The following is a 14,491-nucleotide window of genomic DNA, read 5'->3' as shown; positions in this document are numbered from 1 at the left end:
TCAGCCTCCCGCTTTCGCGGTGGGCTTCGCTTTGGCTGCGGCCCCGCCGGGCACTTGCGCGCGGCTGGCGGGAACCGGCTTGATCGCTGCGCCATGCGCCAATCCGCTGGTGCCCTGGGTAATGATCCGATCGCCGGCCTTGAGACCGCCGGTGACGACCCAGTTGGCGCCGGCGGTCCTGTCGGTCACCACTTTGCGGCGTTCCGCCTTGTTGTCCTTGCCGACGAGATAGACGAACGGCGTGCCGTCGAAATCGCGCTGCAAGGCCTGTTGCGGGATGAGGAACGCGTTGGGATTGATCGCCTGATCGAAAATCGCGGTCACGAACATGCCCGGCAGCAGCAAACCCTGCGGATTGGGGAAGCGGGCGCGCAAAGTGACCGATCCGGTCGCTTCGTCCACTGTCACTTCGGAAAACTGGACCTGCCCGGTCTGGGGATATTCGCTGCCGTCTTCCAGGCGGAGATGGACTGCGGTGCTGCCGTTCTGCATGCCGCCGCTGGCGAAGCTGCGCCGCAGCCGCGTCAGATCGGCGCTCGACTGCTGCATATCGACATAGACCGGATCGGTGCTTTGGATAATGGCCAGTGGCTCGGCCTGCCCGGCGCTGACCAGCGCGCCCTTGGTGAACAGCGATCGTCCGATCCGTCCGCTGATCGGGGCCGGGACGGTGGTGAAGCGCAGATTGATCCGCGCGGTTTCAAGCGCGGCCCGGCGTTGCGCCACGGCGGCCCGGGCGACTTGCGCCTGCCCTTGCGCATCGGTGTAATCCTGTTTGGCGACCGCTTCGATTTCGGCAAGTGGACGATAACGGTCGGCCTTGGTGGCTGCGGTGTTGGCTGTGGCCTGAGCGCTGGCCAGATCGGCCGCCGCCTGATTGACGGCCGCCCGATAAAGGCTGGGATCGATTTCGAATAGCGGCTGGCCCGCACGGACATAGCTGCCTTCGGCAAAATTGCGCTTGAGGATCACACCGGAAATTTGCGGGCGCACTTCGCTGGTGGCGGAAGCGGCCACCCGGCCGCCCAGTTCGGTGGGCACCGGAACGGCCTGCGGATTGACGACGACATAGCCGACCTCGCGCGCGTTCCTGCCTTTGCCGTTTCCGTCGGCATCGGTGCCGGAGCAGGCGGCCATCATGGTCAAAGTAAGGGAAATCAGCGCGATGCGTCCGATCGACTTGCGTATAACCATTTGCATTAGCACCTTGACCTCAAGACTCGTCATTTCCTTGCAAACCCGGTGATGGCAGGCAACCACCGCAACCCAGTCTGCGACAAATTGCGACAAATTGCGCGAACGATCGCTGTCGCTTAGGCGGGTTTTGTTTCGTCCCCGTGCAAGACGCTCCCACATGAAACTGCGCTGAACGGCATAGGATGATACGGTATAATGAACAGACCTTTCGGGCGTGTCTGCGGGTGGCTTTTCCGCGCAGGCGCTCATAGAGGAAGCGGGAGCGTCATGGATCGGCGTGGATCGGCCTGCCGTGGCGCAGGGGCAGGAGATACGGCATGACTTCAGGGGAAATACGCGCGCCGGGCGGCAACGCGATGGACCTGACCAGCGGGCCGATCGCCAGAACCCTGCTGATCTTCGCGCTGCCCGCGCTGGGTTCGAACGTGCTGCAATCGGTCAACGGATCGATCAACGCGGTGTGGATCGGGCAACTGGTCGGTGAAACGGGCCTTGCCGCGACGGCCAACGCCAATCTTGTCATGTTCATGATGTTTGCGCTGATTTTCGGTTTCGGCATGGCGTCGACCATTATCATCGGCCAGTGCGCGGGGCGGGGCGATCTTGCCGGCATGCGGCAGGGCGTGGGCACCGGGGTGACGCTGTTTTTCGTGCTCGGCCTGGTCGCCACACTGGTCGGCTGGCTGACCGCGCCGCAACTGCTGCATCTGCTGGGAACGCCGGACGACGTTTTCCCGCAGGCGCTGATCTATCTGCGCGTGATGTATCTCGGCCTGCCGACAAGCCTGCTGACGGTGTTCTTCGCCATGGCGATGCGCGGGGCGGGGGATTCGCTGACCCCGATGCTGCTGATGCTGCCGGGCATGTTCATCGATATCGCGCTCAATCCCCTGTTGATCCTCGGCTGGGGGCCGATTCCGGCCATGGGGATCAAAGGCGCGGCGATGGCGACGCTGATCGCCAATTTCGTGTCCTTCGTGGTGATGGTCGCCGTCATTTACGCCCGCGACTTGCCGGTGCGCCTGCGCGGCCCGGAATGGCGCTATCTTGTTCCCCGGCGGGATCTGGTCGGGATCATTGTCGGCAAAGGCATCCCGATGGGATTACAGATGGTGGTGATGTCCGTCTCCGCACTGGTCATGCTCGGCCTGGTCAACCGCGAAGGGACGGACACGGTGGCCGCCTATGGCGCGATCAACCAGTTGTGGACCTATATCCAGATGCCTGCGATGGCGATCGGCATGGCGGCCAGCGCGATGGCCGCGCAGAACATCGGTGCGGGCAAGTGGGACAGGATCGACCGGATCGCCGTGGCCGGGGTGCTCGTCAATCTGGCGCTGACCGGGTCGATGGTGGTTCTCACTTTGCTGTTCGATCATCGGTTGCTGACCCTGTTCCTGGCCGATCACGCCGATGCGATCATGATCGCGGAACATATCGGTCTGCTGGCAAGCTGGGCCTTCATCCTGATGGGGGTGACGATGGTGTTGTCTTCGATCACGCGCGCCAACGGGGCGACCATGGTGCCGCTGGTCATCATGGTGCTGGCCTATATCCCCGGGCGGCTGGGCTCGATCTATCTGCTGAACGATTCGATCGGGGCGGATGCGATCTGGTGGAGCTTCCCTATTGGCGGGGCCTTGTCGCTGCTGCTGACGTTTGCCTACTACTGGCAGGGAAGCTGGCGGAACATCCGCCTGCTGGCGACTGTGGAAGAAGCGGAGGAATTCGTTCAGAGCGAAGGCGAGCCGACCGGGCGCATACTGCCCAACGGGTAAGACCGGCACAGCCGCCGACAGCGCCGGTTGCACAAATTTCCGGACGCCATTGGCAAGCCTTTCCGCAACAGGTAATGCCGGACCCGAGTATAAAAATCGCTAGCTTTACTGGGAGGGGATATGGCGCGTCGTAACAAGCTTTTGCTTGCAGGTGCGGTGGTGGCCGGTGTGGCCGGACTCGCATGGGCGTGGCAGGCCAACGTGTTCCGGGCAAACCCGGCAATCGATTATTCCGGGCCTCTGGCCGGGTGGGATGCCTGGGGCAACGATCCGGGCGGATCGCGCTATTCGCCGCTGACCCAGATCACGCCGGAGAACGTCTGGGCGCTGAAACCGGCGTGGACCTACAACATCGGCATGATCAAGAATCCGCCGGAATTCTCCTCGCCGACGCTGGAGGGAACGCCCATTCTGGCGGAATCGCGCCTCTACGTCTGTTCCGGTGGCGGGCGTATCGCCGCGATCGATCCGGAAACGGGCAAGGAAATCTGGGGGGCCGAACCGAAATCCGACAATTTCAGCACCTACCTGCTGAGCTGCCGCGGCGTGACCTATGCCCGCGATGCGAAAGTGGCCGAAGGCGAACTCTGCGCGGGCAAGATCTTCGCCGGAACGCTCGACGGCCGCTTGCTCGCATTCGATTCCGCCACCGGTAAAGTATGCCAGGATTGGGGCGTGAAGGGTGTCGTCGATCTCAAGCCCGATCTGGGCCAGTACGAACGCGGCGACGTGTCCATTTCCTCGCCCGCGGTGGTGATCGGCACCAATATCGTCACCAACAGCCGGATCGCGGACAATATCCGCACCGATATGCCCGCAGGCGTGATCCGCGCGTTCGATATCCACACGGGGCAGCCGACATGGTCGTGGAATGCCCTGCCGCCGGGCATGTCGGATACGGCGGATGCGCCCGAAGGGGAAAATTTCGTCCGTTCGACACCCAATTCGTGGGCGCCGATGTCGGCCGATCCGGCATTGAACATGGTCTATGTGCCGATGGGCAACGCGCCGCCGGATCACTTCGGCGGCGATCGCCGGGGCCTGGATTACTATTCCAGCGCCGTGGTGGCGCTGGACGGTGCGACAGGCGAAGTGAAATGGCACTTCAAGACGGTCAACCATGACGTGTGGGATTACGATATCCCCTCGCAGCCGGTGCTGTTCGATCTGCCCACCGCTGCGGGCAAAGTGCCCGCGCTGGCGCAGGCGACCAAGGTCGGCCATATCTTCATTCTCGACCGGCGGACGGGCAAGCCGCTGTTCCCGGTGGAGGAACGCCCCGTGCCGCAGGGCGGCGTGCCGGGCGAAAAGCTGGCCCCGACCCAGCCTTTCCCGGTCAACAAGGCTTTCATCGTCCGCGATCCCGATCTGACCGAGGACGACATGTGGGGCTTCACGCCCTATGACAAATCGAAGTGCAAGGAGGCTTTCCGCTCCTACGATTACAAGGGCCTGTTCACTCCGCCGTCGACCCGCGGCTGGATCCAGTTCCCCAGCTTCATGGGGGCATCCAACTGGGGCAGCGTTTCGGTCGATCAGCAGCGCGGCATCCTGGTCGCCAACACCACTCAGGTGGCGGCGATCATGAAGCTGATTCCGCAGGCGGAAATCGAAGCGCGCACCAAGGCGGGGGAACGCATCATCCCGACCAAGGGCGCGCCTTACGGCCTGACGATGAAGCCGCTGCTTTCGCCCTTCGGTGCGCCGTGCAACCGGCCGCCCTGGGGCAAGCTGATGGCTATCGATCTCAAGGCGGGCCAAGTCCTGTGGAACGTGCCTCTGGGCACGGCGCGCGATCAGGCCCCGTTTCCGCTGTGGTTCAAGCTGGGCGTGCCCAACATGGGCGGTTCGGTCGTGACCGGTTCGGGACTGATCTTCATCGGCGCGACCTCCGACCAGTATATCCGCGCCTATGATATCAAGACGGGTGAAGTCGTCTGGCGCGCGCGCCTGCCGGCTGGCGGACAGTCCACCCCGATGACCTACCGTCTCAAGAAGAACGGGCGCCAGTATGTCGTGATCGCGGCAGGCGGCCATAAGTTCATGGGGACGAAGCTGGGCGATTCCCTTGTCGCTTTCGCGCTGCCGGAAGGTTCCTGACGGGAACCGCGCCGGCACGTCGGAAGACACGGGATGAGAGGCATCGGGATGAGAGGATAGAATATGGCAAACACGCTTCCCCACCTGCTTTCGGAAGGGCGGATCGGCTCCATGGTTGTGCGCAACCGGATCGCCGTTCCCGCCATGGGGGTCAGCATGGCGGAACCCGATGGCCACTGCGGCGAACGGATCATCCGCTATCATGAGGAGCAGGCGAAGGGGGGCGTGGGCCTCATCATCACCGGGGTGGCTGGCGTTGCATGGCCGGTCGGCAGCAATCTGCTCAGGCAGATCGCGATTTCGGATGACCGCTTCCTGCCGGGCCTGACCGCGCTGACCAGCGCGGTTCATGCCCATGGCAGCAAGATCGCGGCGCAGATTCACCATGGCGGGCCGGTGGCGCAGGTCGATATGATCGAAGGCCGCCCGCTGTGGGTGCCGAACGTGCCGCCCGCGCCCAAGGGCAATATGGTCACGGCGTTCCTGCCCGAGGAAATCGAGCAGATGGCCAAGCCCAGCGCGCCGATCACGCTCAAGATCATGACGGTGGAAGATATCGCGCTGGTGGTCCGCCAGTTCGCCGAAGCGGGCGTGCGGGCGAAGAAGGCGGGGTTCGATGCGGTGGAAATCCACGGGGGGCACGGTTATCTGCTGTCTTCCTTCATCTCCCCCAAGACCAATCAGCGCACCGACGAATACGGCGGGTCGCGCGAAAACCGGATCCGCTTCCTGCTGGAAGTGATCCGCGCGGTGCGCGCGGCGGTCGGCCCCGATTTTCCGGTGTGGTGCAAGCTCGATTCCCGCGAAGTCGGCAAGGAAGGCGGGCTCACGATCGAGGAGGCGATCTGGAACGCGCAGCAGGCCGAAGCGGCCGGTGTCGACGCCATTTGCGTGACGGCCTATCACGATACCGACCAGCTCAAGCTGCATTCGGGATCGCACACCCCGCATGAGCCCGGGCTCAACATTCCTTTCGCCGCGCAGATCAAGGCTGCGGTAAACGTGCCGGTGATCGCTTCGGGCCGGATCGAGCCCGAAGTGGGCGACAAGGCGATTGCCGATGGCAGCCTCGATTTCGTGGCCATGGGGCGCAAGATGCTGGCCGATCCCCATCTGCCCCGCAAACTCACCGAAGGGCGGGCGGACGATGTGCTGCCGTGCATCTACTGCTACACCTGCATCAGCGCGATCTATGTCAACATTTCCACCCGTTGCGCGGTCAATCCGGCGACGGGCCTCGAATACTTGCGCCGTGCCAGGGCTGACGGCGCGACGCCGCGCAAGCGCGTGGTGGTGATCGGCGGCGGCCCCGGCGGAATGGAATCCGCGCGGCGGCTGGATGCAGCCGGGCACGATGTGGTCCTGCTGGAAAAGGGCGACAAGCTGGGTGGCACGCTGCGGTTCGCCTCGCTCGCCTATCCCGCGAACGAACGGTTGCTCAACTGGTTGCAGCGACAGATCGGGAAGTCCGGCGTGGACGTGCGCCTGAGGACCGAGGCGACCCCGGAATTGCTCCGCTCGCTCAGGCCCGATGAAGTGGTTGTGGCGACAGGGGCCCGGCGGGCCATGCCGCCGATCCCCGGATCGGATCAGCCGCATGTCCTGTCAGGCGACGATATGCGCCAGTTGATGATGGGGCAAAGCTCGGACGAACTGAAGCGCAAGACGGGCTGGCTCGCCCGTACGGCGACCCGGATCGGCGCGGTAACCGGGATCACCGACAATCTCGAATTCGTGCGCAAGGCGACGCATCAATGGATGCCGCTGGGCCAGCGCGTGGTGGTTATCGGCGGGGAACTGGTCGGGCTCGAACTGGCGGAATTCCTGGGCGAACGCGGGCGGCAGGTGACAGTGCTGGATGAACAGCAGAGTCTCGGGCGCGGTCTCACCGTGGTCCGCCGGATGCGGTTGATCGCGGAATTGCGCGAACACGGCATCGATCTGCGTGGCGGCGTTGCCGATATCCGCATCGGTGCCGATGCCGTCACTTTTGTGAACGAGAGCGGTCAGGCGCAGTCCGTGCCGTGCGATCAGGTGATCGTGGCGCAGGGCGCAACCGGCGATCTGTCGCTGGCGCAGCAGCTTGAAGCGCAAGGCTTCACCGTACACGCCATTGGGGATGCGTTGGGGGTGAACTATATCGAAGGGGCGATGCGCGGGGCGGGCGATCTGGTGGATCGGATCGGCTAGAGTTTCGCCGCTGGTGGGCGGGCCGGTGTCAAACCGTTTTCCTACCTGCGCCTGACCTGCCATGGAGGAGGGATGGTCTCCTCCACAGCCATTGCGAATGCCGCAAAGCAGCCCGGACTGCTTCGTTCCGGATCAGATTCGGGGGCATCGCGACGGCGTGCGTCGCCGTTGACGAAATGCCTTTGGAAAGTCACACGGAATGTCCGCAGGCATTTGTAATAAAAGAGAAATCACCGAAACAAGACCCGCGTTCTGGATCAACTTAAAACTGACACATCCTGCCTCGCGGCAGTGGCCCGGCGGGCTTCCGGGCAGGGCTGGCGGATCGTCCGCCAGAATTTGACAGGACTCGTAGTCTGCCATAATTCTCGCCCCGGGCCGGGCCATCCGGCGAACAAAGAATTGGGAGCGATGAAAGCATGACGCAGCGGCTGGCGGGCAAGAAGGCCCTGATCCTCGGGGTGAACCGGGACAATCTGGGGCTCGCCCTGGCAGAGCGCTTTCTGGCCGAAGGGGCGGCGGTGGCGATTGCCGGGCGCAATCCGGACAACACGGCCGCGCTGGCCAAGGAACTGGGTGTTGCCGGGTTCGTCTGCGATCTTACCGATATGGCATCCATCGATCGCACGGTCGAAGGGGCGGCCGGGGCTCTCGGCGGGATCGATATCGGGATCAATTCCACCGGCTGGGGTCTGCTGAAGCCGTTCCTCGAAACGACCGAAGAAGAATTGCAGGCCATGGCGGCTTTGCAGTTCACCGGCCCGTTCCGCTTCTTCCAGGATTTGCTGCGCGTGCTTTCCGATGGCGGCAGCCTGATCCAGATTTCTTCCGTCACTGCCACGATCATGATGGACGATCACGCCGCCTACATGGGCACCAAGGCCGGGATGGAACATGTGATGCGCTGCATCGCCAACGAATTCGGCGCGCGGGGCATCCGGGCCAATTCGCTGGCGCCGGGCGGTATTGCCGATGCTCCGATGTCGGGCGGGGGCCTGCATCTGCCTGCCTTGCAGGCGCTTTATGGCCGTGAAATCCCGCTGGGGCGGCCCGGCGTGAAGAAGGATGTGGTCGATGCCGCGGTCTGGCTGGCGGGTGACGAGGCCGGTTTCGTAACCGGGCAGGTGATTCATGTGAGCGGCGGGCAGACGCTGCGTCGCAATCCGTCGATGGCGGATATCGGCGGCGCTTTCGCCGCCTGACCGGCCTCAGCGCATTTCAGAAAAAAGAGGAACGGGCAGCCGGGTCGCGAGTGCTGTCCGTCCCTCTCCTGAAGGGGCGTCGTTCACGCCCCGAAATCGATTACGGTGACAGGATTGCTGCCATCCCATTCCTTGCTTGCAACGATTCCGGAACGGATCAGTTCCGCCGTTGCGGCGCTTTCGATGAATTCGATACGCGTGTTCGCTTCATCTGGCAGAGTGAGATAGGCGACGCGGGTGCCGGGATTCTGGGCGCGGAAAATCGTGGTGCAGCCGTCTGCTTCCGCCTGTTGCACATCCTTGTCGAGATTTTCGGTCAGCCAGGCGATGTGGTGCAGGCCGAGGATCGGTTCGCCGTCCGCTGTGCGATAGGGTGAAGCAGTGTCGCTGGTCTGCTGGATCAGTTCGACCTGCATTTCGTTCTGATAGCCCATCGCCACGTCCATTTTCACCGTGGTCGGCTCACCGCAGTAAACGCCTTCCATCGTGACATTGCGGAACACCGTCCATGGGCCGATACCCATGGTGTCCATCCAGTGTTGGATGCCGGCATCGAGGTCTTTCACGATGTAGCCGAGCTGGATGATCTGCCCGTACTTGAGCTGCGCCATACTGATACTCTCCCTTATGAATTCGCGGCGTGGAGTCCGGCGCGGCGGCCGAAGAAGGATGCTTCGCCAAGGCATGTGCCCGATGCGTAGCTGATGCTGTCTTGTGCAAGATTGGAAGCGCAGGCGCCAGCGGCATAAAGGCCCGGAACTGCCGCGCCGGCGGCATCGAGCACTTCGCCATCGGCGGAAACCTTGAGCCCGCCCAGTGTGAACCCGGTATAGACCGCCGTACCGAACGACAGATCGAACGCGGCATAAGGCCCTTTGTCGAGCGGTTTGATCCACTTGGGATACTTGTGGAATTCCGGGTCCTCGCCATTCGCGGCGTGGGCGTTGTAGGAGGCCATGGTCGCCTGCAGGCTGCCTGCGGACAGTTTCAGCCCGGCTTCCATTTCGGCGATCGTCTCATAACCGTCGACCAGCCTCTGGTTGGTCAGTTCGGCAAAGCGCGGATAGGCGAAGATCTCGGCGTCCACGATCAGGTAAACGGTGCCGCCCGGTTGCCGTGTCGAGATGAGGCCGGTTCGGCTGTGATAGGAATCCTCAGCCACGAACCGCTTGCCTTCGCCGTTGACCAGCACCCCTTTCAGCAGGTCCTGCGGCGGATAGAACGGGGAGGTGATGAACGGTTCGTCCATGAACTCCGTAACCCCGCCGGCCGCTGCGCCCAATTGGATGGCCAGGCCGTCATCATAAGGGCTGCCCTGCACGAAAGCGGATTGGAGGATGGGAACATGCATGGCCACCATCTCGGCGTTCTGGCCAAAGCCCCCGGCGGCGAGGATCACCCCCTTGCGTGCCCGAATGAACCGCGTTTCACCGAAGTTGCGCAGGCGCACGCCGACAATGCGCGAACCATCGCTGGCATCATTGCTGACAAGGGCTTCCACTTTGCTGTCTGTCAGGATTTCGGCACCCAGCGCGGTGGCGGCATCGGTGAGAATACGCAGGGCCAGTGCTCCGCCGCCTTCCTCGCCATCGAAAGCGACCTTGTGTCCGCGCGGGGCGGGCCTGGCGTGATCGCGATAAGGCCAGACCTGTTCGTTACCGGTCCAGATCAGGCATTCGCGGGTCGGCTGGACCACGCTCTTTTCCGGGTAGAACGAGCGGTCGAACGGCACGCCCTGTTGCTCCAGCCAGTCGAAATGGGCGACGCTGCCGTGCGCATAAAGCCGGATTTTCTCCTCATCCGGCCTGATCGACACGGCGGCCAGATAACGCGCCATGTCTTCCGGATCATCATCGAACCCACAGGCTTTCTGCACGGCGGTGCCGCCGCCGAGGTAGAAATGCCCGGCTGCGGCCGAGGTAGTGCCCGTGCAGCCGCTGCTGCGTTCGATGGCGATAACCGAAGCGCCCGCGTTGCGAGCCTCGATCGCGGCGCATGCGCCCGCCATCCCGCATCCGACGATGACGATATCCGCCGTCTGATCCCACGATGCGACCGTCGCTGCGTCCAGCAGCAGCGGATTGTCCTGCGCCATTACCTTTCATCCTCATCTCTTCGCTGACGGAAGAAATAGGGTGAACTGTAAGTTCGGTCAAATATGATTTGCTGCGGGCGGCATCAGGCTGCGTGGGGCTCAGGTTGAAAGGAACGCCGCCAGTTCTTCGGCCACCAGCCGCACCTGTGTCGCCATGTCCTGCGCCGACCACAGGCTGCGGCGCGAATGATCGCTGCATAAGTGATCCAGACGAACCAGCAGGAGATGCGCGCGTGCCCGTTCGCGCGAGAGTGGGCCAGTGGCCGGTGTCATGGCAGCCGCCGCGAAGCCTCCGATTCCCGCCGATCCGAGGCGATCGATCAGTGCGTTGCGTTCATCCCGCAGACGCCGTTCGAAATCAGGTTCGAACACCGGCAGTTGCAACACCAGATGCGAGACATAGCCGTGTTCGACATAGAGTTGGCTGAGCTTGTCGATCCATGCGCACAGGCCGTCCACGTCTGACGGAGCGATATCGCCCAGTTCTAGGCAGAGGTTCTGCCAGTCGTCGGCGATGCCTTCATAAATCGCGGTGGCCAGCGCGAGTTTGGATTCGAAGTGGAGGTAGAACGTCGTCCGCCCGATCCCGGCGGTGCGGATAATATCGTCGATGGTCGTTTCGCTATAGGATTTCCTGCTCAGCAGGTGCGCTGCCGCGGTCAGGATCGCGGTCCGCGTCTGGCGCAGGCTTTCTTCCTGCGATGCCGTGCGTCCGGCCGGGCGCCCGCGTTTGCGTTTCGGGGCAGCGGGGAGAGTGGGGGCGGTTTCGGTCATGGCGTGTGGTGGGCATGCGTAGAACATTGCGCGGAAAAGTGGGAATCGGTTTTCCAGTATCGGGAAAAATTCACCGTTCGGGGCAAGCTCAAATGACTCGCAATTATGTTATTGCGAGTCATTTGCATATATGCGAGACATGTTGCCAAGCAGAGGATGGCGTTGCCCGTGGATATCCTGGTGCATCGCTCCTCGCCCTCAATCCGCACTATGCCCGCACAGGAGAAGGCGATGTATATCTATCTGGACCAGCCCGTTGGCCGCCTTGAAAATGGGGAACGCTTCCTGCTCTGGGCGATGCGCGGATGGTCGCATGCGATTGCAAAGAATCTGTGCCCGCCCATGGCGCTGTGCCGAGGCTTCACCGCGATCAATGCGATTGCCGCCTTGCCCGACTTCCATCTGGCTATGGCACTGCTCAACCGGGATGCGCTGGTGCAACTCTCGCTCGCACCGATGGAATATGCACGGATCATGGAGGATGAGGCGATCCTGCTCGGCCTGTGGCGCGATATTGCGCTGGGGCGGCGCGATCATATGCGCGAAACGCTGGCGTTCCTGGTGGATGACGATGTCCTCAACGCCACAGCCGATGCGCTGACTGCGGCCATGGCCAAATTCATAGCTGCCGGGTTCGACTGTGCCGGCCTTGTCCGAGAGTCCCTGAAGGAAGAAAAGTGATGAGCGATCGCCTCGCCGGCAAGGCGCATTTGCCGCCGTCCGGTGCTTTGACGGTGGAGGAAGTACGATCTGTCCGCCATTGGAACGAACACCTGTTCAGCTTCACGATCACGCGGCCGCCGTCATTCCGGTTTCGTTCGGGCGAATTCGTGATGATCGGCCTGCCCGGGGAAGGGCGCCCGTTGTTGCGCGCCTACTCGCTCGCCAGCCCGGCCTATGCCGAAGAATTGGAATTTCTGTCGATCAAAGTGCCCGATGGGCCGCTGACATCGCATTTGCAGAAGATTCAGCCGGGCGACCAGATCTATCTGGGGCGGAAGCCTACCGGGACGCTGGTGGCCGATGCCTTGCTGCCGGGCAGGCGGTTGTTCCTGCTTTCCACTGGCACGGGCCTTGCCCCGTTTCTGAGCCTGGCGCGCGATCCCGATCTCTACGAGCGTTTCACCGAAATCCTGCTCGTCCACAGCGTGCGCCGCGTCAGCGATCTCGCGTTCCGACAGGAGCTGGAAAGCCAGCTTGCGGGCGATCCGCTGGTCGGGGATCAGGCGCTGCTGCAATTCCACTATCTGCCGACCGTGACGCGCGAAGCGTTTCGCACCACCGGACGGATCGGGACTCTGATCGACAGCGGCCGTCTGTTCGAGCGGATGTTGACCGGGCCGCGCCATTTCACGCCAGAACTCGATCGCGTGATGCTCTGTGGAAGCATGGCCATGATCCGCGAATTTCAGGAACGGTTGGCGGGCCTCGGCTTTAGCGAAGGTTCCAACGCCGCGCCGGGTGAATTCGTGATCGAGCGTGCTTTCGTCGATTGACCTCTGGCCCCTGCGGCAATTTGCCCCATTGCCACAACGGCCCCATGTGCGAATATGGCGCATACGGGGCCATATTGTTTGACCGCTGCCGTCCAGGCTCCTGCGGCAGACAAGAGGACTGGCAAGCATGGTAACGCACAAGCGGGACGCCGCACAGGAATTCCGGCGCATGCTCAAATGGATCGCGCTGGCGGCCGTGCTTATGGTTGTCGGTGCGATTGCCTATCTCGCCGCAATGGATTCGCTTACTCTTCACACCGTGATTGCAAGCATTCTGGGTGTGTTCTTTTCGGTCCTGCTGGGCTGCGGGTTGTTCGCTCTGGCTTTTTTCAGTGACAAGAGCGGGCACGATGACGATGTGACCGATGCCGGCCGGGGAGGCCCGCCCCGGCGGGATTGACCGGCGGGCTTGAGCCTGTCTCCACACTAAAAATACCATCCAGCTTTGCCGCCGAGGTGTCCCTCAGACCGTGGCGATGGGGGTGGCGGGCGATCCAACAGAGCCGGGGAGCCTGAGCGGCGGAGCGGTGAGCAGAAAAGCGCTGCGATCATGCGCCAGTAGCCAGTCGGCCAGTTCGTAAAGCTGCCACAGTTCGCCGAGGTGGATGCCGAGTTTGAACAGGCATAGTTCATGGATCGGCAGGATCGCATGCCCGGCACCCGGCGGGGAATTCCAGTCGTAGGCTTCGACGGCGAGATTGTCGGAGCAGATGGCGACGATGCCGCTGTCGTCGATCCAGCGGAGCAAACGCGCATCCTGCCCGTCGAGACCCGCGCCGAGAGCATCGAGTTTGCTCCTGTCGGGTCGCCGGTTCATCGACAGCACCGCTTCGTCATAGCCTGTGTGCATCAGCAGGAAATCGCCCTGCCGAACATCCACATTCTGCACTTCGATCGTGCGCATCAGATCGTCATAGCCGACCCGGCGGTAGCCGGTGCCGAACATCGCTTTGAAATTGAGCATGATACCGCGGCCCTGAACCCCGGTCACGGCCATGTTTTCGATGCCCAGTGCCTTGGCATAGGGGCCATCCGGATGGTCTGGGCCCAGCAGATGCTCGTCCGCGCGATAGCCGTTGTAGAACACCTTTTCCGCAATCCCGTCGCCATCCGCATCGAATTGCTGGCCCATGTGCGCTAGTGCGTCCCACTGGGTGGAAAACTGGGTGTAGAGCACCACCCCGTCATCGCACATGACATCGGAACAGTGGTCGCTGACCTGATTGTAGGCCGGGATGCCATCGACCTGTTCGACGAACAGGCGCGGCGGTTTGCGCATGTCGATCATCGGGCCGGGGTAATCGAGCGGAAGCGACAGAGTGAAAGCGATCCCTTCGCGCACTTCGCGAATGCCCGCCAGCCTGCGTTCAGGAGTCAGCAAGTTCATCCGGCCGAACTGGTCATCCGGGCCGAAATCTCCCCAGTTCGATCCTTCCGGCCGTTGTTTCCAGCGCATCCTCGTCCTCCTCTGCTCCGTGCGATGCGGGGGTGTGGCAAGGTGGGGCATCTGTCAAAGGCAAATATGATGCCTGGTCCGCGCGGTTGTGGATTGCGCCCCGCTTGCGGCAGGGCGAACGGTTGCATATGAGCGGAAGCTGATTGCCCGATAGGGCCGCTTCGCGAGAAAGCGGCTTGCCAAGTGCGCTTCGCCTATGCAGG

At 62.8% G+C, this 14,491-nt stretch carries 12 protein-coding genes; 7 read left to right on the top strand and 5 right to left on the bottom strand.

Features of this window, described 5'->3' with window-relative positions; genetic code table 11:
- Nucleotides 1-1,194 carry an efflux RND transporter periplasmic adaptor subunit gene (locus tag K5X80_RS12450; RefSeq protein ID WP_222558041.1) on the bottom strand — a complete coding sequence of 398 codons (1,194 nt, stop codon included), beginning with the start codon at nt 1,192-1,194 and terminating at the stop codon, nt 1-3.
- A 320-nt stretch (nt 1,195-1,514) separates the two neighbouring features.
- On the opposite strand from K5X80_RS12450, the gene K5X80_RS12445 reads away from it, so the two are divergent.
- The 4 genes from K5X80_RS12445 (at nt 1,515) to K5X80_RS12430 (ending at nt 8,467) form a co-directional block, all read left to right on the top strand.
- Entirely contained in the window at nt 1,515-2,975 is a 1,461-nt protein-coding gene (locus tag K5X80_RS12445; RefSeq protein WP_222558040.1) for an MATE family efflux transporter, read from the top strand.
- Nucleotides 2,976-3,095: 120 nt separating this feature from the next.
- Complete coding sequence (locus K5X80_RS12440) at nt 3,096-5,075, top strand: pyrroloquinoline quinone-dependent dehydrogenase (protein ID WP_222558039.1); 1,980 nt, start codon at nt 3,096-3,098, stop codon at nt 5,073-5,075.
- Between the two features lie 63 nt (nt 5,076-5,138).
- A complete protein-coding gene (locus K5X80_RS12435) occupies nt 5,139-7,265 on the top strand; it encodes an oxidoreductase (RefSeq protein WP_222558038.1) in 2,127 nt (708 codons plus the stop codon).
- A gap of 419 nt (nt 7,266-7,684) precedes the next feature.
- A complete protein-coding gene (locus tag K5X80_RS12430; protein WP_222558037.1) occupies nt 7,685-8,467 on the top strand; it encodes an SDR family NAD(P)-dependent oxidoreductase in 783 nt (260 codons plus the stop codon).
- A gap of 83 nt (nt 8,468-8,550) precedes the next feature.
- On the opposite strand, the gene K5X80_RS12425 is transcribed toward K5X80_RS12430, so the two are convergent.
- The 3 genes from K5X80_RS12425 to K5X80_RS12415 all read right to left on the bottom strand — a co-directional run bounded on the left by K5X80_RS12425 (nt 8,551) and on the right by K5X80_RS12415 (nt 11,336).
- On the bottom strand, nt 8,551-9,078 hold the full coding sequence (locus tag K5X80_RS12425) for a VOC family protein (RefSeq protein WP_222558036.1): 528 nt from the start codon (nt 9,076-9,078) through the stop codon (nt 8,551-8,553).
- Nucleotides 9,079-9,092: 14 nt separating this feature from the next.
- Nucleotides 9,093-10,562, bottom strand: coding sequence for an FAD-binding protein (locus tag K5X80_RS12420; RefSeq protein WP_222558035.1), 1,470 nt, complete (start codon nt 10,560-10,562; stop codon nt 9,093-9,095).
- Between the two features lie 99 nt (nt 10,563-10,661).
- Entirely contained in the window at nt 10,662-11,336 is a 675-nt protein-coding gene (locus K5X80_RS12415) for a TetR/AcrR family transcriptional regulator (RefSeq protein WP_222558034.1), read from the bottom strand.
- Nucleotides 11,337-11,567: 231 nt separating this feature from the next.
- Here K5X80_RS12415 and K5X80_RS12410 point away from each other — a divergent pair, with 231 nt between their 5' ends.
- The 3 genes from K5X80_RS12410 to K5X80_RS12400 all read left to right on the top strand — a co-directional run bounded on the left by K5X80_RS12410 (nt 11,568) and on the right by K5X80_RS12400 (nt 13,232).
- A complete protein-coding gene (locus K5X80_RS12410) occupies nt 11,568-12,017 on the top strand; it encodes a hypothetical protein (RefSeq protein WP_222558033.1) in 450 nt (149 codons plus the stop codon).
- Complete coding sequence (locus tag K5X80_RS12405; RefSeq protein WP_222558032.1) at nt 12,017-12,832, top strand: ferredoxin--NADP reductase; 816 nt, start codon at nt 12,017-12,019, stop codon at nt 12,830-12,832. Before K5X80_RS12410 ends, K5X80_RS12405 begins: the two co-directional genes overlap by 1 nt.
- 127 nt (nt 12,833-12,959) lie before the next feature.
- Entirely contained in the window at nt 12,960-13,232 is a 273-nt protein-coding gene (locus tag K5X80_RS12400) for a hypothetical protein (RefSeq protein WP_222560503.1), read from the top strand.
- 63 nt (nt 13,233-13,295) lie between these two features.
- On the opposite strand, the gene K5X80_RS12395 is transcribed toward K5X80_RS12400, so the two are convergent.
- Entirely contained in the window at nt 13,296-14,288 is a 993-nt protein-coding gene (locus K5X80_RS12395; protein ID WP_222558031.1) for a cyclase family protein, read from the bottom strand.
- Nucleotides 14,289-14,491 lie beyond the last annotated feature (203 nt).

The sequence above is a fragment of the Caenibius sp. WL genome (assembly GCF_019803445.1).
Classification (GTDB): Bacteria; Pseudomonadota; Alphaproteobacteria; order Sphingomonadales; family Sphingomonadaceae; genus Caenibius.
This window is presented reverse-complemented; position numbering and strand designations above follow the sequence as displayed.